The 19,595-nt window shown below is 67.9% G+C and carries 21 protein-coding genes; 15 read left to right on the top strand and 6 right to left on the bottom strand.

The window, feature by feature from the left end:
* The first annotated feature begins 24 nt into the window (after positions 1-24).
* The 8 genes from JC881_RS02650 to JC881_RS02615 all read left to right on the top strand — a co-directional run bounded on the left by JC881_RS02650 (position 25) and on the right by JC881_RS02615 (position 7,148).
* Positions 25-981 (top strand): sulfonate ABC transporter substrate-binding protein, encoded by a 957-nt coding sequence (locus JC881_RS02650; protein WP_198784154.1) that lies wholly within the window; start codon positions 25-27, stop codon positions 979-981.
* The gene (gene ssuD / locus JC881_RS02645) at positions 981-2,150 is read left to right on the top strand and encodes an FMNH2-dependent alkanesulfonate monooxygenase (RefSeq protein ID WP_198784153.1); all 1,170 of its coding nucleotides are present in this window, start codon (positions 981-983) and stop codon (positions 2,148-2,150) included. Before JC881_RS02650 ends, ssuD begins: the two co-directional genes overlap by 1 nt.
* 13 nt (positions 2,151-2,163) lie before the next feature.
* Entirely contained in the window at positions 2,164-3,021 is an 858-nt protein-coding gene (gene ssuC, locus JC881_RS02640; RefSeq protein ID WP_198784152.1) for an aliphatic sulfonate ABC transporter permease SsuC, read from the top strand.
* 11 nt (positions 3,022-3,032) lie between these two features.
* Complete coding sequence (locus JC881_RS02635) at positions 3,033-3,998, top strand: aliphatic sulfonate ABC transporter substrate-binding protein (RefSeq protein WP_198784151.1); 966 nt, start codon at positions 3,033-3,035, stop codon at positions 3,996-3,998.
* A gap of 4 nt (positions 3,999-4,002) precedes the next feature.
* Complete coding sequence (locus tag JC881_RS02630; protein WP_198784150.1) at positions 4,003-4,866, top strand: ATP-binding cassette domain-containing protein; 864 nt, start codon at positions 4,003-4,005, stop codon at positions 4,864-4,866.
* Between the two features lie 111 nt (positions 4,867-4,977).
* Positions 4,978-6,264 (top strand): O-acetylhomoserine aminocarboxypropyltransferase/cysteine synthase family protein, encoded by a 1,287-nt coding sequence (locus JC881_RS02625; protein ID WP_198784149.1) that lies wholly within the window; start codon positions 4,978-4,980, stop codon positions 6,262-6,264.
* A gap of 22 nt (positions 6,265-6,286) precedes the next feature.
* Positions 6,287-6,883: a malonic semialdehyde reductase gene (locus JC881_RS02620; RefSeq protein ID WP_198784148.1), complete on the top strand. Its 597-nt coding sequence runs from the start codon at positions 6,287-6,289 to the stop codon at positions 6,881-6,883.
* Between the two features lie 49 nt (positions 6,884-6,932).
* A complete protein-coding gene (locus JC881_RS02615; protein WP_042579699.1) occupies positions 6,933-7,148 on the top strand; it encodes a TOBE domain-containing protein in 216 nt (71 codons plus the stop codon).
* Positions 7,149-7,206: 58 nt separating this feature from the next.
* Here the strand turns inward: JC881_RS02615 and JC881_RS02610 are convergent, their stop codons facing one another.
* A complete protein-coding gene (locus JC881_RS02610) occupies positions 7,207-7,653 on the bottom strand; it encodes a hypothetical protein (RefSeq protein WP_198784147.1) in 447 nt (148 codons plus the stop codon).
* 145 nt (positions 7,654-7,798) lie between these two features.
* On the opposite strand from JC881_RS02610, the gene JC881_RS02605 reads away from it, so the two are divergent.
* Positions 7,799-8,752, top strand: a complete 954-nt coding sequence (locus tag JC881_RS02605) for a TauD/TfdA dioxygenase family protein (protein WP_198784146.1) — start codon at positions 7,799-7,801, stop codon at positions 8,750-8,752.
* Between the two features lie 82 nt (positions 8,753-8,834).
* On the opposite strand, the gene JC881_RS02600 is transcribed toward JC881_RS02605, so the two are convergent.
* Complete coding sequence (locus JC881_RS02600; RefSeq protein WP_198784145.1) at positions 8,835-9,197, bottom strand: hypothetical protein; 363 nt, start codon at positions 9,195-9,197, stop codon at positions 8,835-8,837.
* A gap of 177 nt (positions 9,198-9,374) precedes the next feature.
* On the opposite strand from JC881_RS02600, the gene JC881_RS02595 reads away from it, so the two are divergent.
* The 5 genes from JC881_RS02595 to JC881_RS02575 all read left to right on the top strand — a co-directional run bounded on the left by JC881_RS02595 (position 9,375) and on the right by JC881_RS02575 (position 14,122).
* On the top strand, positions 9,375-9,854 hold the full coding sequence (locus JC881_RS02595; RefSeq protein WP_198784144.1) for a rhodanese-like domain-containing protein: 480 nt from the start codon (positions 9,375-9,377) through the stop codon (positions 9,852-9,854).
* A 38-nt stretch (positions 9,855-9,892) separates the two neighbouring features.
* Positions 9,893-10,807, top strand: coding sequence for a serine O-acetyltransferase EpsC (gene epsC / locus JC881_RS02590; protein ID WP_198784143.1), 915 nt, complete (start codon positions 9,893-9,895; stop codon positions 10,805-10,807).
* On the top strand, positions 10,804-11,073 hold the full coding sequence (locus JC881_RS02585; RefSeq protein WP_013541111.1) for a helix-turn-helix domain-containing protein: 270 nt from the start codon (positions 10,804-10,806) through the stop codon (positions 11,071-11,073). The genes epsC and JC881_RS02585 overlap by 4 nt, the downstream gene beginning before the upstream one ends.
* 97 nt (positions 11,074-11,170) lie before the next feature.
* Positions 11,171-12,103 carry a family 2A encapsulin nanocompartment shell protein gene (locus JC881_RS02580; RefSeq protein WP_042579703.1) on the top strand — a complete coding sequence of 311 codons (933 nt, stop codon included), beginning with the start codon at positions 11,171-11,173 and terminating at the stop codon, positions 12,101-12,103.
* A gap of 63 nt (positions 12,104-12,166) precedes the next feature.
* Positions 12,167-14,122 (top strand): family 2A encapsulin nanocompartment cargo protein cysteine desulfurase, encoded by a 1,956-nt coding sequence (locus JC881_RS02575; RefSeq protein WP_233101584.1) that lies wholly within the window; start codon positions 12,167-12,169, stop codon positions 14,120-14,122.
* Here the strand turns inward: JC881_RS02575 and JC881_RS02570 are convergent.
* Positions 14,119-15,132, bottom strand: a complete 1,014-nt coding sequence (locus JC881_RS02570; protein ID WP_198784141.1) for an alpha/beta hydrolase family protein — start codon at positions 15,130-15,132, stop codon at positions 14,119-14,121. The genes JC881_RS02575 and JC881_RS02570 overlap by 4 nt on opposite strands.
* 121 nt (positions 15,133-15,253) lie before the next feature.
* Here JC881_RS02570 and JC881_RS02565 point away from each other — a divergent pair, with 121 nt between their 5' ends.
* Positions 15,254-16,612 (top strand): NAD(P)/FAD-dependent oxidoreductase, encoded by a 1,359-nt coding sequence (locus tag JC881_RS02565; RefSeq protein ID WP_198784140.1) that lies wholly within the window; start codon positions 15,254-15,256, stop codon positions 16,610-16,612.
* 8 nt (positions 16,613-16,620) lie between these two features.
* Here JC881_RS02565 and JC881_RS02560 read toward each other — a convergent pair whose 3' ends face one another.
* The 3 genes from JC881_RS02560 to solA all read right to left on the bottom strand — a co-directional run bounded on the left by JC881_RS02560 (position 16,621) and on the right by solA (position 19,574).
* Positions 16,621-17,331, bottom strand: coding sequence for an Asp/Glu/hydantoin racemase (locus tag JC881_RS02560; RefSeq protein WP_198784139.1), 711 nt, complete (start codon positions 17,329-17,331; stop codon positions 16,621-16,623).
* A 17-nt stretch (positions 17,332-17,348) separates the two neighbouring features.
* Positions 17,349-18,281 carry a 2-dehydropantoate 2-reductase gene (gene panE / locus JC881_RS02555; RefSeq protein ID WP_198784138.1) on the bottom strand — a complete coding sequence of 311 codons (933 nt, stop codon included), beginning with the start codon at positions 18,279-18,281 and terminating at the stop codon, positions 17,349-17,351.
* A 63-nt stretch (positions 18,282-18,344) separates the two neighbouring features.
* Positions 18,345-19,574, bottom strand: a complete 1,230-nt coding sequence (solA, locus tag JC881_RS02550) for an N-methyl-L-tryptophan oxidase (RefSeq protein ID WP_198784137.1) — start codon at positions 19,572-19,574, stop codon at positions 18,345-18,347.
* Positions 19,575-19,595: the final 21 nt, after the last annotated feature.

Raw genomic sequence — 19,595 nt, 5'->3', positions numbered from 1 at the left:
GCGCCCCAACACCCAAGCACAGCCATGAACCGCATTTCCATCCCCCGCCGCCGCCTGGTCCAGGGCGCCGCAGCCGCCATCGTGCTGCCTTCGTTCGCCGCGCTGGCGCAGGCGCCCGCGCGCCAGTTCCGCATCGGCAACCAGAAGGGCACGCTCAATATCTTGAAGGGCCGCGGTACGCTGGAGAAGCGCCTCGCGCCGCTGGGCGTCACAGTCAAGTGGACCGAGTTCACCGCCGGCCCGGTGCAGCTCGAAGCGCTGAACGTCGGCTCGATCGACTTCGGCGACGTGGGCGAAGCGCCTCCGATCTTCGCGCAGGCCGCCGGTGCGCCGCTGGCCTACGTGGCGGCCACGCAGCATCGCCCGCAGACCGAGGCGGTGCTGGTGCCCAAGGGCTCGGCCATCAAGACCGTGGCGGACCTCAAGGGCAAGAAGATCGCGCTCAACAAGGGCTCCAACGTCCACTACTTCATCGTCAAGCTGTTCGAGAAGCACGGCCTCTCGTATGCCGACCTGAATCTGGCCTACCTGCCGCCGGCCGATGCGCGCGCCGCGTTCGAAAAAGGCTCGGTCGATGCGTGGGTGATCTGGGACCCGTTCCTGGCCGCCGCCGAGAAAACGCTCGAGGCGCGCATCCTCGCCGACGCCACGGGCGTGGTGGGCAACCGCGCCTACTACTTCTCGTCGCTCGACTACGTGGCGAAGAACGCCGACGTGCTGGCCATCGCGGTCGAAGAGCTCAACAAGGTCGACACCTGGGGCGCGGCGAACAAGGGCGATCTGGCCGCCGAGCTGGCCGCGCTGTGGGGCCTGCCCAAACCGGTGGCCGACGTCACCGTGGCGCGCACGGCCTACGGCATCGTGCCGATCACCAAGGCCATCCTCGCCGAGCAGCAGAAGATCGCCGACACCTTCTTCGAGCTGAAGCTGATCCCGAAAAAAATCAACGTGCTCGAAGCCGCTGGCGCGGGAGTCGCGTGATGCAGATCTTCTGGTTCCTCCCCACGCACGGCGACAGCCGCTACCTCGGCACGAGTGAGGGCGCGCGCCCCATCGACCTGGCCTACCTGCAGCAGATCGCCGGCGCGGCCGACAACCTGGGCTACGAAGGCGTGCTGATCCCCACCGGCCGCTCGTGCGAAGACCCGTGGGTGATCGCCTCCAGCCTGATCGGCGCGACGAAGAACCTCAAGTTCCTGGTGGCCGTGCGCCCGGGCCTGCACCAGCCGAGCCTCGCCGCGCGCATGGCCGCGACCTTCGATCGGCTCTCGGGCGGACGCCTGCTCGTGAACCTCGTGACCGGTGGCGACCAGGCCGAGCTCGAAGGCGATGGCGTGTACCTGGACCATGCCTCGCGCTACGAACAGTCGGCCGAGTTCATCCGCATCTGGCGCGAGATTCTTGCGCGCAGCCATGACGGTGAGGGCTTCGATTTCGAAGGCAAGCACCTGAGCGTGAAGGGCGCCAAGCTGCTGTATCCGCCGGTGCAAAAGCCTTATCCGCCGGTGTGGTTCGGCGGCTCCTCGGCCGCCGCGCACGACCTCGCGGCAGAGCAGGTCGATGCGTACCTCACTTGGGGCGAGCCGCCCGCCGAGGTGTCCAAGAAGATCGCCGACGTGCGCGCCCGCGCCCAGAAGCAAGGTCGGCGCGTCGAGTTCGGCATCCGCCTGCATGTGATCGTGCGCGAGACCGAAGACGCTGCATGGAAAGCCGCAGAAGAGTTGATCAGCCGCGTGAACGACGACACCGTCATCCGCGCCCAGGCCGCCTTCGCGCGCATGGATTCCGAAGGCCAGCGCCGCATGGCCGCGCTGCATGCGGGGGGTGCGAAGCGTTCGCGCGCCGAGCTGGAGATCTCGCCGAACCTGTGGGCGGGCGTGGGCCTCGTGCGCGGCGGCGCGGGCACGGCGCTCGTGGGTGATGCGAAGACCGTTGCCGCGCGCATCGAGGAATACGCGGCGCTCGGGCTCGACAAATTCATTCTCTCGGGCTACCCGCACCTCGAAGAGGCCTACCGCTTCGCCGAGCTGGTGTTCCCGCTGCTCTCGCGCACGGCGAAGAAGCAGCTGGCGGGTGGTTCCTTGAGCGGTCCGTTCGGCGAGGTCGTCGCCAACCTCGATGCGCCGTCGCGCCTCGTCTCGCAAAGCTGAACAAGGAATCCTCATGACCGAACAAGTACAGGAGCTCCCGGTGGCTTCGACCGACGAAGGCGCAGGCGCAGGAGCCGGCAACGCGTTCAAGGCCTTCGGCCTCAACGTGGCGGGCCGCCTCGTTCCCTGGCTCGTGCCGGTGGGGCTCATCGTGTTCTGGCAGATCGCCTCGTCGCTCGGCTGGCTTTCCACGCGCGTGCTGCCGGCACCGGTCGACGTGGTCAAAGCCGCGTGGTCGCTCACGGTGTCCGGCGAACTCTGGACGCATGTGAAGGTGAGCGCCGGCCGCGCGCTTGCGGGCCTGGCCATCGGCGGCGGCGCGGGCCTCGCGCTGGGCCTGCTCACGGGCTCGGTGAAGTTCGCCGAAACGCTGCTCGACTCGACCATCCAGATGGTGCGCAACATCCCCGCGCTCGCGCTGATTCCGCTGGTGATCCTCTGGTTCGGCATCGACGAATCGGCCAAGCTGTTTTTGATCTCGGTGTCGGTGTTCTTCCCGATCTACCTGAACACCTTCCACGGCATCCGCAATGTCGATCCGCAGCTCATCGAGATGGGCCGCACCTACGGCCTCACGCGCTGGCAGCTGTACCGCGAGGTGATCCTGCCGGGGGCGCTGTCGTCGATCCTCGTGGGGCTGCGTTTTTCGCTCGGCCTGATGTGGGTGATCCTGATCGTGGCCGAGACCATCTCGGCGCAGGCCGGCATCGGGTACCTGACGATGAACGCCCGCGAGTTCCTGCAGACCGACATCGTGCTCGTGGGCATCCTCTTGTATGCGCTGCTCGGCAAGCTGGCCGACCTGTTCGCGCGCGGCCTGGAGCAGTGGTGGCTGCGCTGGCACCCGGGCTATCAGAAGAAGACGAAGTGAGGGCAGGGCAGATGAACCCATCCATTTCCCGCCGCGCGGCGATCGCCACGCTGGGTGCTCTGGGCGCAAGTGCCGTGCTGGCGCAAAGCGTCGCACCGCGCCCCGTCACCGTGCGCTTCGGCTACCAGAAGTCATCGACGCTGACGGCGCTGCTCAAGGCGCAAGGCACGCTCGAAAAACAACTCGCCCCGCTCAACGCCACGCTGAGCTGGCACGAGTTCACCAGCGGCCTGCCGCTGCTCGAAGCACTGAACCTGGACAACCTCGACCTCAGCGCCGACGTGGCCGACACGGTGCCCGTGTTCGCGCAGGCGGCCGGTGCCGAGCTGACCTTCATCGCGCAGGAAGCGCCGTCGCCGGCTGCGCAGGCGATCGTCGTGAAAGAAGACTCGCCGCTGAAGACCGTGGCCGACCTGAAGGGCAAGAAGGTCGGCTTCGCAAAAGCGGCCGGCGCGCACTACCTGCTGATCGCCGCGCTCGAGAAGGCCGGCCTCTCGTTCAAGGACATCGAGCCCGCGTACCTCACGCCGGCCGATGGCCGCGCGGCCTTCGAGAAGGGCGCGATCGACGCGTGGGTGGTGTGGGACCCGTTCCTCGCCGCCGCGCAGCGCCAGTCGAAGGTGCGCGTGCTGGCAGACGGCGCGGGCATCGCGTCGTACCAGCGCTACTACCTTGCGAGCACCAAGTTCGCGAAGGCGCGGCCCGACGTGCTGCGCGTCATCTACGCCGAGCTCGAGAAGACCGGCAAGTGGGTCAAGCAGAACCCCAAGGAAGCGGCCGCGCTGCTGTCGCCCGTGTGGGGCCTGGACGCCGCGACCATCGAACAGGCCAACAGCCGCCGCAGCTACGCGGTGCGCCCGGTCGTGGCCGAGGGCCTCGCCGAGCAGCAGCGCATCGCCGATGCGTTCTTCGGCGAAAAGCTGCTGCCCAGAAAACTCAATGCGCTCGACGTTGCGCTTTTCAAACCCGGAGCCTGAAGCCATGAGTGCCGTTCTGAAAGACATCCAACCCCGGGCCCAGGCCCAAGCCCCGGGCCACCAGGCCATCGCCGGCGGCGTGCGCCTCGAAGCGCGCGGCCTGCACAAGCGCTACGGCACGCGCGACGTGCTGCGCAACACCCAGCTCACCATCGAGCCCGGGCAATTCATCGCCATCGTGGGCCGCAGCGGCTGCGGCAAGAGCACGCTGCTGCGGCTGATCGCGGGGCTCGAGGAAGCCACCTCCGGCGGCCTCTACACCGATGGCAAGGCCGTGAACGGCCTGCACGACGACACCCGCATCATGTTCCAGGAGGCGCGCCTCCTGCCCTGGCGCCGCGTGCTCGACAACGTGACGCTGGGTCTCGCGAACGACGCCAAGCCGCGCGGCAAGGAGGTGCTCGCGCAGGTGGGCCTGGCTGATCGCGAGAACGAGTGGCCGGCGCGCCTGTCGGGCGGACAGCGCCAGCGCGTGTCGCTCGCGCGGGCGCTGGTGCACCACCCGCGCCTCCTGCTGCTGGACGAACCGCTGGGCGCGCTCGATGCGCTCACCCGCATCGAGATGCACCGGCTCATCGAGAACCTCTGGCAACGCCACCGCTTCACCGCGCTGCTGGTGACGCACGACGTGCAGGAGGCCGTGGCCCTTGCCGACCGCGTGATCCTGATCGAAGACGGCCGCATCGCGCTGGACGAAAACATCGCGCTCGCCCGCCCGCGCTCGCAGGGCGACCCGGCCTTCGCGGCCATCGAAAAACGCATCCTCGACAGGGTGCTGCAAAAGCCCGGGACACCCGAAGAGGCTGAGAGCAGCACCGACGCCAGCTGGCTTGGTACCCCTGCGCACGCGCTGCGCTGGGCGATCTGATGCCCGCGACCGTTCGGGCTGAGCTTGTCGAAGCCTCGCGCGGCGCTTCGACAGGCTCAGCGTGAACGGCTTGTTGTTTCTTCTCTTCTTTCCACCCTGAAAGGCTCTCGCATGTCGCAGAACTGGAAATTCGAAACCCTCTCCGTGCACGCCGGCTACTCACCCGAGCCGACCACGCGCGCCGTCGCGCCGCCGATCTACCAGACGGTGGCCTACGCCTTCGACAGCGCGCAGCACGGCGCGGACCTGTTCGACCTGAAGGTGCCGGGCAACATCTACACCCGCATCAACAACCCGACACAGGACGTGCTGGAGCAGCGCGTGGCCGCGCTCGAAGGCGGCATCGCGGCGCTCGCGCTGGCCTCGGGCCAGGCGGCGGTGACCTACGCGATCCAGACGATTGCCGAGGCCGGCGACAACATCGTGAGCAGCACGGCGCTCTATGGCGGCACGTACAACCTCTTTGCGCACACGCTGCCGCAGTTCGGCATCACCACGCGCTTTGCGGACCACCGCGATCCGAAGAGCTTCGAGAAGCTCTTCGACGACAAGACCAAGGCGGTGTTCGTCGAATCGCTGGGCAACCCCGCGGGCAACGTGACCGACATCGCGGCCATCGCCGAGATCGCGCACCGCCACGGCGTGCCGCTGATCGTGGACAACACCGTGCCTTCGCCGTACCTGAGCCGGCCCATCGCGCACGGCGCCGACATCGTGGTGCATTCGCTCACCAAGTACCTGGGTGGCCACGGCACGAGCATCGGCGGCGCCATCGTCGATTCGGGCAAGTTTCCGTGGGCCGAGCACAAGGCGCGCTTCAAGCGCCTGAACGAACCCGACGTGAGCTACCACGGCGTGGTCTACACCGAGGCGCTGGGCCCGGCCGCCTACATCGGCCGCGCGCGCGTGGTGCCGCTGCGCAACACGGGTGCGGCCATCTCGCCGTTCAACGCCTTCCTGATCCTGCAGGGCATCGAGACGCTGGCGCTGCGCATGGACCGCATCAGCAGCAACGCGCTCAAGGTGGCGCAGCACCTGAAGACGCACAAGGCCGTCAGCTGGGTCAACTACGCGGCGCTGGAAGACCATCCGGACCACGCGCTCGCGCAGAAGTACTTCGGCGGCAAATCGAGCGGCGTGCTGACCTTCGGCATCGGCAGCGGCCGTGAAGGTGGCGCGAAGTTCCTCGACGCGCTCAAGCTCTTCACGCGCCTCGTGAACATCGGCGACGTGCGCTCGCTGGCGACGCACCCGGCCTCGACCACGCACCGGCAGTTGTCGCCCGAAGAACTGGCCAAGGCCGGCGTGACGGAAGACACCGTGCGCCTGTCGGTCGGCATCGAGCACATCGACGACCTCATCGCAGACCTCGACGTGGCCCTGGCCGCCGCGTCCTGACCGCTTCGAGGCACAGAAAACCATGACAACACTCAACGCCATTCCCGAAGCGGCGCTCGACCAGCTGTTCCGCAAGGCCCGCACCGTGCACGCCTTCAAGCCGGTGCCCATCACCGACGAAATCATCCGCAAGCTCTACGACCTCGTGAAGTGGGGCCCGACCGCCTACAACGCGCAGCCCGCGCGCTATGTGTTCGTGCGCAGCGAGGAGGCCAAGGCGAAGCTCAAGCCCGCGGTCTCGTCGGGCAACACGGCGCAGACGCTGGCGGCCGGCGTGACGGTGATCGTCGCGCACGACACGCGCTTCTACGAGCACCTGCCCACGCAGTTTCCGGCCTATGACGCCAAGCCCTTCTTCGAGAAGAGCGCCGAGGCCGCGGCGGCCACGGCCTTTCGCAACAGCAGCCTGCAGGGCGCCTACCTGATCCTGGCGGCGCGCTCGCTCGGGCTGGATGTCGGGCCGCAGTCGGGCTTCAACGCGGAGCTGGTCGACAAGGCGTTCTTCCCCGACGGCCGCTATCGCGCCAACTTTCTCGTGAACCTCGGCGTGGCCGATCACGCCGGCACTTTCGAGCGCGGGCCGCGGCTCGCGTTCGACGACGTGGCCGAGATCGTCTGATCCCGTCCGCCCCTCCTTTTTATTTCTTCAACCTGAAAGACAAACCATCATGTCCATCCAAGCCATCAACGTGCGCAACCAGTTCAAGGGCAAGGTCCGCGAAATCATCCGCGGCGACGTCGTCTCCGAAGTCGATGTCGAAACCGCCTGGGGCATCGTGACCTCGGTCATCACCACGCGCTCGATCGACGAGCTGCAGCTGAAGGTCGGCTCCGACGTGGTCGCGCTCGTGAAATCGACCGAAGTTTCGATCGCGAAGCTCTGACGGACCCTCGGGCGATTGCGAACAACCCGGCGCCTTCGTGGCGCCGGGTTTTTTTGCGTTACTGGAGCTTGGGCAGGAACGACGTTTCCATGTGATAGCGCTTGGGGTTGTTCCGGTCGATGTAGACGGGAATCCACTCCTGCACATAGTCCGTCGGATCGAACCAGAGGTTGGCGCTGCGGAACACGTGCAGCCGGTTGTTCGTGGTGTCGTGCCACTTCGCAACGATGCGCCAGGGGTGCTCGCCGTTCACCTCGATGCTGCCGTTGCGCTCCACCTCCTGGAACTCGGCCTCGATGAGCTGGCCGTTCTGGCGCAGGTCGGCTTCCTTCTGCGCGCTCCAGCGGCCGAAGGCGATGATGCCGCCGCCGACGCCCGCGAAGATCACGCCCATGATCGTCAAGGCCAGCTTGGCCTCGGGGTCCACGAAGATGGCGCCGACCAGGAGGACGAGCCCGACGGCCAGGAAGAGCCACTTGATGAGGGTGATGACTTTGTGATCCATGGCGCGACTGTGCCTCTCTTTGGCGCACGTCGATATATCCAACATGGCTTAGTCGAATGGGGCATGAGGAACTGCGAACAGCTTCCTTCCGGCCTGCGCAGGCGCCTCGCAGAATCGTTGCGACCAACCCCACAGAGGACCTTCGATGAGCGCCATTCTTTCTTCTCCAGCCCGGACACAGGACGCACAGGACAGCAACGAACTGGACATCGTCCGCCAGGCCGGCCACATCGGCGCCGAGGTGCGCGGCGTGCGGCTCTCGGGCGAATTGCAGCCGGAGGTGTTCCGCGCCATCAAGGCCGCGCTCCTGAAGCACAAGGTGCTGTTCTTCCGCGGGCAGCAGCACCTGGACGACGCACAGCAGCAGGCCTTCGGCCGCCTCTGGGGCGAACTGGTGCCGCATCCGACCGTGCCTTCGAAGGACGGCACGAAGCTGCTCGAACTCGATTCGCGCCACGGCGGCCGCGCCAATTCGTGGCACACCGACGTGACCTTCGAGGTGGCCTATCCGCAGGTGTCGATCCTGCGGGCGGTCGTCATCCCGCCCTATGGCGGCGACACCGTCTGGGCCAATACCGTCGCCGCCTACGAAAGCCTCTCGGACGACCTGAAGGCGCTGGCCGACCGGCTGCGCGCGGTGCATGGCAACGACTACGACTACGCCGCCTCGCGGCAGCCCGCGGACCTGGCCGACGAGGGCGTCAAGCGCTACAAGGAGGTGTTCACCCGGCGCCTGCTCGAAGCCGAGCACCCGGTGGTGCGCGTGCACCCCGAGACCGGCGAGCGCAGCCTCGTGCTGGGCCATTTCGTCAAGCGCCTGGCCGGCCATTCGACCCACGACTCCGGCCACCTGCTGAGCGTGCTGCAGAGCCACGTGCACCGCCTGGAGAACACGGTGCGCTGGCGCTGGACGCAGGGCGACGTGGCCATCTGGGACAACCGGGCCACGCAGCACTACGCCATCAACGACTACGGCGACCAGCACCGCGTGGTGCGCCGCGTGACGATCGCGGGCGACGTGCCGTATGGCGTGGACGGCGCGAAGAGCGTGGACCTCACCGCGCCGGCCGTGCGGGCGGCGGAGGCGGTCGCGGGTTGATGCCCGAGGCGCAGTTCAAGATGTGATCGATCAGGGCACTGGTGATTGGCCGGCAAGAGCACCTGGCTTGCCTTCGCCCCGCTCAGGTGCGAAGCAGGTCAAAGAGCATCGACGTCACACCATAGGTCGCGAGAAGGCCGACGAAGAAGAGCAGGGCTTTTGCGCTCGACCAGAGCGCTTGGCCGACGGGCATGCTGCGCAGAAAGTAAAGCGGTACGCCAATCGGCGCTAGAAAGGCGGCCATGATGGCCGCGCCGGTTGGCGGATCGCTGCCCCGCGCGGCCGCGTGGGCTTTGCACCAGCCGAACATCAGCCCCGAAAAGATCAGTGCATAGACGATGGCCAGAGGACTGGCGTTGTCGGGCATGGCCATCAGGCAGTCGATGGCGCCCATGCTGGCGAAGAGCACAACAAGATTGAGCAGGAAACGGGTCGATTTCGGCATGCGTAACGAACCTTCGGGGCGAGGCGACGCCATATTGTCCAAGCGTTGGCACCGCGTTATAGACCGATTGGTTGTTAGAAATCGACTTTTCAGTTGTTTGACGTTCCGGGCGGCGATCCTAAAGTGGTGGTCATCGCCATCAAGGCGACTACCAACGCACAACAGGAGCCGCACAGCATGTCCGTGGAAGTTGAAGAACTCGTCTTGCCCGAAGCACTGGAACAGGCGCGCGCCAAGGCCGCCGAAAACCACTGGCCTTATGCCGGCGGCGTGAGGCCGACGGTGGCCTGGGACCTGGTGCAGAAGGGCCAGGCCGTGCTGGTCGACGTGCGCTCGGGCGAGGAGCGCAAGTTCGTCGGCCATGTGCCCGAGAGCCTGCATGTGGCCTGGGCCACGGGCACCGCGCTCACGCGCAATCCGCGCTTCGTGCGCGAACTCGAAGCCAGGCTCGCCAAGGACGGCGGCAAGGACGCCGTGGCGCTGCTGCTGTGCCGCAGCGGCAAGCGCTCCGCACTGGCCGCTGAAGCCGCGGCGAAGGCCGGCTTCACGAACGTCTTCAACGTGCTCGAAGGCTTCGAGGGCGAGATCGATGCGCAGCAGCACCGCGGCGGCGCGGACGGCTGGCGCTTCCATCAGCTGCCCTGGGTGCAGGACTGACGGCTGCCCACGCAAGACATTCAAGGGAGAAAAAACACATGGCCCATTTCGAGGTAAACGACATCGTGCGCGCGCTGCATGGCGTGCGCGACGAATGGCGCGATTCGCAGCGGCGCTCGCGCGAGCCCGGTGCGCGCGAGTTTCCGTCGCGCGATGCGCTCGCGCAGATCGTCGAATCGCTCAAGGGCGCGCTCTTTCCGATGCGGCTCGGCCCGCCGGACCTGCGCCACGAGAGCGAAGACTTCTATGTCGGCCACACGCTCGATGCCGCCTTGCAGGCGCTGCTGGTGCAGGCCCGGCTGGAACTCAATTTCAATGCGCGCCTGCAACCGCGCGCGGCCAGCGAGATCGACGATGCGGCCACCGAGGCCGTGCGCCAGTTCGCGAATGCGCTGCCCGGCCTGCGCCGCCTGCTGGACAGCGATGTGCTCGCCGCCTACCAGGGCGACCCGGCCGCGCGCAGCGTGGACGAAGTGCTGCTGTGCTACCCCGGCGTGCTCGCGATGATCCACCACCGCCTGGCGCATGCGCTCTATCGGCTCGACCTGCCGCTGCTCGCGCGCATCGTGGCCGAGCTCGCGCACGGGCAGACTGGCATCGACATCCACCCCGGCGCGCAGATCGACGCGGGCTTCTTCATCGACCACGGCACGGGCGTCGTGATCGGCGAGACGGCCGTCATCGGCAAGCGCGTGCGGCTCTACCAGGCCGTGACGCTCGGGGCCAAGCGCTTTCCCACCGACACCGAGGGCAACCTGCAGAAGGGCCTGCCGCGGCATCCGGTGGTGGAAGACGACGTGGTCATCTACGCGGGCGCGACCATCCTCGGGCGCGTGACGCTGGGCAAGGGCGCGGTAATCGGCGGCAACGTGTGGATCACCGACGACGTGAAGCCGGGCGCGAGCGTGACCCAGGCCAGTTTGCAGAACGCACCGAAAGCGAGCGCACCATGAAAGCCTTTGTCGAAGATTTCGGTGTCACCGTGCGCCAGCTGCGCGAGGCGAACGGCTGGTCGCAGGAGCAGCTCGCGGAGCGCTCGGACCTCAATCGCTCCTATGTGGGCGAGGTCGAACGCGGCCGCGTGATCCCCTCGATCGTCACCGCGCAGAAGCTCGCGACGGCACTCGGGATCAACATCGTGAACCTGCTCGCGCGCTGCGAGCAACTGGAGCAGTCGCGCCTTGCGAGGCGGATCAACTTGGCGGCTATAGCCTGTTGAGGGAAAACCCGGGGGCGCCGGACACTCGGTGCGCCGATGCACATCGCTGCATCGGCGTCCCACACAGTGTCTTTTCCAACCCCCGGAGCCTTGATCCATGAGCGCAACAGTCGGTGGTACCACCGCCCTTGGCGACAACGCCGCACGCCAGCTAGCCAATGCCACCAAGACAGTCCCGCAGCTGGAGACGATCAGCCCGCGCTGGCTGACGCACCTCCTGCAATGGGTGCCGGTGGAGGCGGGCATCTACCGCGTCAACAAGGTCAAGAACCCCGAGTCGATCAAGGTCACCTGCACCTCGCGCGAAGAAGAAAACCAGCTGCCGCGCACCTTCGTCGACTACGAAGAGAACCCGCGCGAGCACTACCTCAATGCCGTGAGCACCGTGCTCGACGTGCACACCCGCATCTCCGATCTCTACAGCAGCCCGCACGACCAGATCAAGGAGCAGCTGCGCCTGACGATCGAGACGATCAAGGAGAACCAGGAGAGCGAGCTCATCAACAACCCCGACTACGGCCTCCTGGCGCAGGTGAGCGAAGAGCAGCGCATCTTCCCGCTGACCGGCGCGCCCACGCCCGACGACCTGGACGAGCTGCTCACCAAGGTGTGGAAGGAGCCCGCGTTCTTCCTCACGCACCCGCTGGCCATTGCCGCGTTCGGCCGCGAGGCCACGCGCCGCGGCACGCCGCCGCCGACGGTGAGCCTCTTCGGTTCGCAGTTCATCACCTGGCGCGGCATTCCGCTGATTCCGTCGAACAAGGTGCCGGTGGCCGACGGCAAGAGCAAGATCCTCCTGCTGCGCGTGGGCGACAAGCGCCAGGGCGTGGTGGGTCTCTTCCAGCCGGGTCTCTCGGGCGAGCAGAGCCCGGGGCTGTCGGTGCGCTTCATGGGCATCAACAACCATGCGATCGCGTCGTACCTGATCTCGCTGTACTGCTCGCTCGCGGTGCTGACCACCGACGCGCTGGCGGTGCTCGACGACGTCGAGATCGGCAAGTACCACGACTATCCCGACACCTACAAGTAAGCCGCGGTGAGCACACCCACGACTCCGGGCGAGGCGCCGTTCGATCCGGCCATCCTCGCGCGCATGGCCAGTGCCATGTTTTCGGCGTTGCCCGGCACGCCACCAACCTCGTTGCCCGGCGTGGCGAGCGGGCTGGTGCCGGGCGCGCAGTTTCCCGCCAACATCGCGCCGCCGGGCTCGCCGCTGGTGAGCCCGGCGGGTTTCGGGCCGAGCGTGCCGGGCACGCCGATTCCGCAGGGGCAGATTCCGGGCGCCAATGTGTTGCCCGCATCGCCGACCCAGTTGCCATCGCTGGCCAATCGCGCGCCGGCCTTGCTGCCGCATGCGGTGGCGGGCAATGGCGTGCCGGACAACGTGCTGTCCGTGGCGCCGGCCTTCGAGCCGCGTTCGGGCGGCACGGTGCTGGGGGTTCCGCAGCAGGTCGGTGCGCCCGCATCGCCGCAAGCGAGTGCATCGCCGTTCTACTTTTTGAACAACGGCTACGGGCATCCGACGACGAGTGCCGCCTCCGCCGTATCGCCGCCTCTGCAGGTCTTGCCCCCTCTCCCGCCTGCGGGAGAGGGCTGGGGTGAGGGCAGGGGCGCTCAATCCTTTGCTGACGTTCCATCGCCGCAGCCCCTCACCCCAACCCTCTCCCCGGAGGGGCGAGGGAGCCAACCCCAGGTGCAAGGGAGTGAGAAGCCGCAGTTCTACTTCGTCGATGCGGTGCGCCTGCCCAACGGCTTCGTCACGCCGGCCAAGCCCGATCCGCGCGGTCCCGATGCGGTGCCGCTCGCCGGCAGCGGCCAGCATCCGCCGTTCGACGTCCACGCCGTGCGCCGCGACTTCCCGATCCTGCAGGAGCGCGTCAACGGCAAGCAGCTCGTGTGGTTCGACAACGCGGCCACCACGCACAAGCCGCAGTCGGTCATCGACCGCATCGCGTATTTCTACGCGCACGAGAACTCGAACATCCATCGCGCGGCGCATGAGCTTGCTGCGCGTGCGACCGATGCGTACGAAGGCGCGCGCGAGCGTGTACGCAAGTTCATCAACGCGCCCGAAGTCGAAGAGGTGATCTTCGTGCGCGGCACCACCGAGGCCATCAACCTCGTGGCCAAGAGCTGGGGCGGGCAGCACGTGGGCGAGGGCGACGAGATCATCGTCTCGAACCTGGAGCACCACGCCAACATCGTGCCGTGGCAGCAGCTCGCGGCCGCCAAGGGCGCGAAGCTGCGCGTGATTCCGGTGGACGACTCGGGCCAGGTGCTGCTCGACGAGTACCGCAAACTCTTGAACGACCGCACGAAAATCGTCGCGGTCACGCAGGTCTCCAACGCGCTGGGCACCGTGGTGCCGGTCAAGGAGATCGTCGCGCTCGCGCACCGCGCCGGCGCCAAGGCGCTGGTCGACGGCGCGCAGTCGGTCTCGCACATGCGCGTGGACGTGCAGGACATCGGCGCCGACTTCTTCGTGTTCTCGGGCCACAAGGTGTTCGGCCCGACCGGCATCGGCGTGGTCTGGGGCAAGCGCGAAGTGCTCGAGGACATGCCGCCCTGGCAGGGCGGCGGCAACATGATTGCCGACGTGACCTTCGAGAAGACCGTGTTCCAGCCGATCCCCAACAAGTTCGAGGCCGGCACCGGCAACATCGCCGATGCGGTGGGCCTGGGCGCGGCGATCGACTACGTCAACAAGGTCGGCATCGAGAACATCGCGCGCTACGAGCACGAGCTGCTCGTGTACGGCATGGCGCAGCTCGGTGCGATCCCGGGCGTGCGGCTGATCGGCACGGCGGCGGACAAGGCCAGCGTGATGTCCTTCGTGCTCGACGGCTACACCACCGAGGAAGTGGGCCATGCGCTGAACGACGAAGGCATCGCGGTGCGCACGGGACACCACTGCGCGCAGCCGATCCTGCGGCGCTTCGGCGTGGAGACGACGGTGCGGCCTTCGCTCGCGTTCTACAACACCTTCGACGAGGTGGACCGGCTGGTCGCCGTGGTGCGGCGCCTCGCCGGGCAGCGGCGCGCCGGCTAGCTGGGCTGAGGTTTGGACGTCGGCGCGAGGTGCTGCCTGAAGAACGCGAGCACCGCGGCGTTCAGCTGTGCGTGGAAGGCCACGCGGTCGAAGCCGCCGGTGTCGTTGCAGATCTCGGGCAGGGTCCTGGCCATCGCCTCGCCGCAGGGCGCGAGAAATGCGAAGTGCGCGGAGCCGGGCTGCACGCGGTAGTCGGGCGGCGAGGGCAGGGCGCGCCGCGCGGCATCCACGTCGCGGGGCAGCACGCCGTCGCCGCCGCGCTCCGAGGCCCAGAGCTGGATCGGGATCGTCACGTTCTTCAGGCGCTCGGCATCGAAGACCATGGCGAGCGGATCGGCGATCACGGCGGCCTTGATGCGGGCGTCGTGGACCACCGGCGTGGCAAGAAGATCGCGCAACCGCTGCCGGGCCTGCACGCAGGCCGCGCCTTCCGGCGCCGATGCGCAGGTCGCCGCGGCACGGGACGGAAGCCGCTCGAAATCCGGCCGGCCACCGGCAAGCGCAAGGCCTGTGAAGCCGCCTCTGGAGAAGCCGAAGAAGCCGATCTGCCCAGCCGCCAGCCGGTCGTGCGCGGGCCATTGCGCGAGCATGTAGTCGACGAGCCGCTTGATGTCGGTGGTGCGCGTCGCGAGCGCCGAGAGCTTGTCGTTCGGGCTGCCCTGGACCTGGAAGTTGTCGTTCGAATGGTTGATGGCCGCGACGACGAAGCCCGCATCGGCCAGCGCCTGCGCCGTGTCGTGGTGGCCGAGGAAGGAGCCGCCGTATCCGTGCGACACCACGACCAGCGGCAACGGGCCGCTTGCCGCGACCGGGCAGTCCCGCACGCCGGCAATCGCATACAGGCCGAGCCTGATCTCGCCGGCCGGCGCGGCGCAGGGCGTCCATACCGCGCCGCGCAGCGCCGGGCCCTCGGCGTCGGCCGGTATCTCGAAGGTGCCGAAGCCCGCGGCATGCGCGAATGCGGCAAGGAGACCGAAGGCGCCGGTGACGAGACAGCGAAGAAAGGGCATGGCGAATCCTGCGTGAAGGTCGAACGTCAATCTGCGGCGGAATGGGGGTCGGCACAGGGACCGTGCCTGTGCCGAGGGCGTTATGCTGCGCAGCATTGTCAAACAATGTAGTACCGCCTGAATGTCTCTCCCGACTGAAGCCACCGAACCCGGCGCTGCCGCGAACGAATCCTGCGACGTGATCGTGATCGGCGGCGGCCCCGCCGGTTCGACCGTGGCGGCGCTGCTGGCACAACAGGGCCGCAAGGTGGTGCTGCTGGAGAAGGCGCACCACCCGCGCTTTCACATCGGCGAATCGCTGCTGCCGGCGAACGTCGAACTGTTCGACAGGCTCGGCGTGCGCGACCAGGTCGAGAAGATCGGCATGCCGAAATTCGGCATCGAGTTCGTCTCGCCCGAGCACGAGCACCGCAGTTATGTGGACTTTGCCGAGGGCTGGGACAAGTCGCTCGACTCCGCCTGGCAGGTGCGCCGCTCGGAACTCGATGAGCTGCTGTTCCGCAACGCCGCCACGCGCGGTGCGCAAACGATCGAGGGTTGCAAGGTGCGCGACGTGGCCTTCGACGCCGACGGCGCGACCGTCCAGGCCGAGATGGACGACGGTGCGAAGCGCAACTGGCGCGCCCGCTTCGTGGTCGATGCCACAGGGCGCGACACGCTGCTGGCCAACAAATTCCGCTGCAAGGAAAAGAACCCCGACCACAACAGCACCGCCGTCTTCGGCCACTTCACGAACGCCGAGCGGCTCGAGGGCAAGAAGGAAGGCAACATCAGCATCTGCTGGTTTCCGCACGGCTGGTTCTGGTTCATTCCGCTGGCCGACGGCACCACCAGCGTGGGCGCGGTCTGCTGGCCGTACTACCTGAAGACGCGCGACAAGCCGCTGAAGGATTTCTTCTACGACACCATCGCACTGTGCCCCGTGCTGCAGGACCGCCTGAAGGGCGCCACGCTGGTCGACGACGCGGTGCACGCCACCGGCAACTTCTCGTACACGAGCACGCACGCGACGGGCGAGCGCTACCTGCTGCTGGGCGATGCCTTCACTTTCATCGACCCGATGTTTTCCTCGGGCGTGTACCTGGCGATGCACAGCGCCTTCGACGGCGCCGAGCTCGTGGCCACCGCGCTCGACCACCCGGCGGAACTGGCGACCGCGCGACGAGGCTTCGAGGCCATGATGCGCAAGGGCCCGCGCGAGTATTCATGGTTCATCTACCGCGTGACCAACCCGACCATCCGCGACATGTTCATGCACCCGGGCAATCCGTTCCGGGTGAAGGAGGCGCTGATGTCGCTGCTGGCCGGCGACATCTACAAGGGCACGCCGATGTGGGGGGCGCTGCGCATGTTCAAGGTGCTGTACTACGGCATCTCGATCGCGAACTTCCGCCGCACCTGGGCCGGGTGGAAGCGGCACCGCTTCAACACGCAGGACATGGGAACGCTGAAGGGGGAGACGATCCTCAAGTCGGAGTAGCGGCCGGCTCAGCCTTGCGACCCCGACAGCATGCCCATGCTGCCGGCCGTCCACGCGTTGCCCGACGCCCGCAGCGTCGCCACCGCATGCGCCACGCCCAGCCCCGGGCTGCTGAGCACATCGATCCCCAGGTCGGCGAGCAGCGGCGTCACCGGCGCCATCGAGGCTTGCGCGAGCACGACCACGTCGGCCGTGCCGACCGCGCCGCGGATTGCCGCGGCCAGCGTCTCCACATAGCGGCCGGTGTCGCCGGCCTGGAAATGCGCCCACGCTTCCTCGACGAGCAGTGCGCTCGGCCGGGTGCCGACGCCGGCCTGCGTCGCCGCCGAGAGGATCAGCGCCGTCGTCGGCTCGAGCGTGCTTTCCACCGCCGCGACGATCAGCACGCGCGGGCCGGTGCGCACCGCGCGGTCGGCCATGGCGCGGTCGATGCGCAGGGCCGAGAAGGCGCCGCCGGTGGCGGTCTTCTCGGCGATGCCGCCGATGGTCGAGCAGGTGCATACGACCACCGCGGCGCCGTCCGATGCCGCCTCGCGCATGGCCTCGTGCACACGCCTGACCAACGGCGCGTTGTTGATGCCCACGACGCGCGCGTCGGCCAAGAGCTCCTCCATCACCAGGTGGCGCACCTCGAGATCGGGCGCAAGGTCGCGCACCAGGCGCCCGAAGGTCTGCACATGCGGCTGCGCCGTGTGGAGGAAGGCGAGCGCGTCGGCCATGGGGCTTTGCTCCGGTGTCAGCCGGCCTCGCGGGCGCGCCGGGCCTCGTAGGCCTTGAGGTGGACGTAGGCGGTGCGCAGCGCCGTGGGCACGGGCGAATCACTCTTGGGCGCACGGCCCAGGAGGTCGCCCACGATGTGGTCGGCCTCGACCGCCGCGCCGCGCACGATGTCCTTGTACATCGATGCCGTCATCGGCGAGCCGGCCGTCGTCACCACCGCGCGGCCGCGCTGGATGGCGGCGGGGCGCGGCGCGAAGCCGTTGTGCGTGGCGATGGCGCAGCACTCGTCGAAGATCGAGAGCGCCACGTCCTGGCCGCCGGCCGCGACGATGTCGCCGATGGCGGCGCGCATCAGGCTCGTGAGGCCCGCCGCCGAGGCGATGAAGACCCACTTCTCCCACATGTCCTGCGCGATGGTCTCGCTCGCGGTGGCGTCGAACCTCGCGCCCGCGAACTGGGCCGCGATGGCATCGACGCGCGCCGAGCGTCCGCCGGCGCGCTCGCCGTAGCTCAGGCCATGCAGGTCGTTCAGGTGCAGCACGCGGCCTTCGTCGTCCAGCGTGGCCGAGATCATGCAGAGACCGCCGAGCACGCGCGCGTCGCCGAAGCGCTCGACCAGCTGGTCGATGTGCTTCATGCCGTTGAGGAGCGGGAGGATCACGGTGTCCGGGCCGACCGCGGGCGCGAACGAATCCATCGTCGATTCGAGGTCGTAGGCCTTGCTGCCGACGACGACCACGTCATAGGGACCGTCGATGTTCTCGGCCAGCACATGCTTGGGCGCAGGCAATTCGAGGTTGCCGAAAGGGCTCTGCACCACGAGCCCGGTTTTCGCGAGCTGCGCCGCGCGGCGCGGACGAAGAAGAAAGGTCACATCGCGCCCCGCCTCCAGCAAACGGCCACCGAAATAACCACCGAGTGCACCGGCACCCACCACCAGGAATCTCATCGCGCATTGCTCCAGAAATCAAAAGATCGGGAACGATGATGCCCGCGTTCGCGCCGGGCTGCTCTAGGCAGTTTCCTTCTCCAGCAGCCGTTGGCGGGCAAAGGGGCGCAGGTCGAGGCCGTGCGACATGGCGCGGCCCAGCACGTGGTCGGCAATGGCTTCGCCCAGGCCGGCCGAATGCTTGAAGCCGTGGCCCGAGCAGGCCGAGGCGATCAGCACGTTCGGCAGGCCCTCGAGCGCATCGATCACGAAGCGGCGGTCGGGCGTCACGGTGTACATGCAGGCGCGCGCTTTCAGGGCACGGCCATCGATCTGCGGGAAGCGGCCGGCCACGCGGTCGCGGTACATCGCGGCGGTCTCTTCGGGGCGCACGCTGCGGTCGATGGTGTCGGGCGTGGTGGCGGCCACGTACTGCTCGGTCGCGACCTTGAGCGCGGGCTGCGCGGGGTCGGAGGACGGAAAGCCGTACATGTAGTCCTCCTGCCCATCGCCGAACATCCAGATGAAGATGGGGAAGCGACCGGGCGCGAAATCGCCGGCGGCGCTGCCGGTGTCGAACCAGTGCATCACCTGCCGGTGTACCGAAAAGTTCGTCTGCCAGTCGGCGCGCGCCTGTCGGCCGAGGAATTCCGGCAGCCACGCGCCCGCCGCGATCACCACGCGGTCGGCCGTGAAGCTGGCCGAATCGGTGCGCACGCGGACCGCGTCGCCGTTGCCCACCGGCTCGACGGACTGCACGCGCTCGCCGGTGCGCGTCTGGGCGCCCGAGGCGCGGGCTACCGCGAGCTGCGCGCCGATGGCGTCTTCGGGCCGCACGAAGCCGGCGTCGCGCTCGTGGTAGCCGATCTCGTCGCCGTGCAGCTTGAACTGCGGAAAGCGCGCGCGGATGCCGGCCGCGTCGAGCACCTCGTGCGCGATTCCGAAGCGCTCGGCACAGGCGATGGTGCGCCGCACGAAGTCCGACTTGCCGTGGTGCTCGGCCACGCGGTCGCGCGGCGCGAGGACGAGGCCGCCCGTGGTGGTCATGAGCGGCGTGCCGGTGCGCGCTTCGAGCTCGCGCCAGATCGCATGCGAGCGCTGCACGAAGGGCACGTACTCGTCGCCTTCGCCGATCGCCAGCCGCGTGATGCGCGAGTCGCCATGCGAGGAGCCCTGGTCGTGCGGCGGTGCGAACTGGTCGGTGCCCAGCACGCGGGCGCCGCGCTGCGAGAGTTGATAGAGCGTGGCCGCGCCCAGGGCGCCGAGGCCGACGACGATGACGTCGTAGTGAGTGGAGGGGGAGGAGGGAGACATGCCCTCCAGCATCTGGCAGGG

The organism is Variovorax sp. IB41 (genome assembly GCF_016405905.1).
Taxonomy (GTDB): domain Bacteria; phylum Pseudomonadota; class Gammaproteobacteria; order Burkholderiales; family Burkholderiaceae_C; genus Variovorax.
This window is presented reverse-complemented; position numbering and strand designations above follow the sequence as displayed.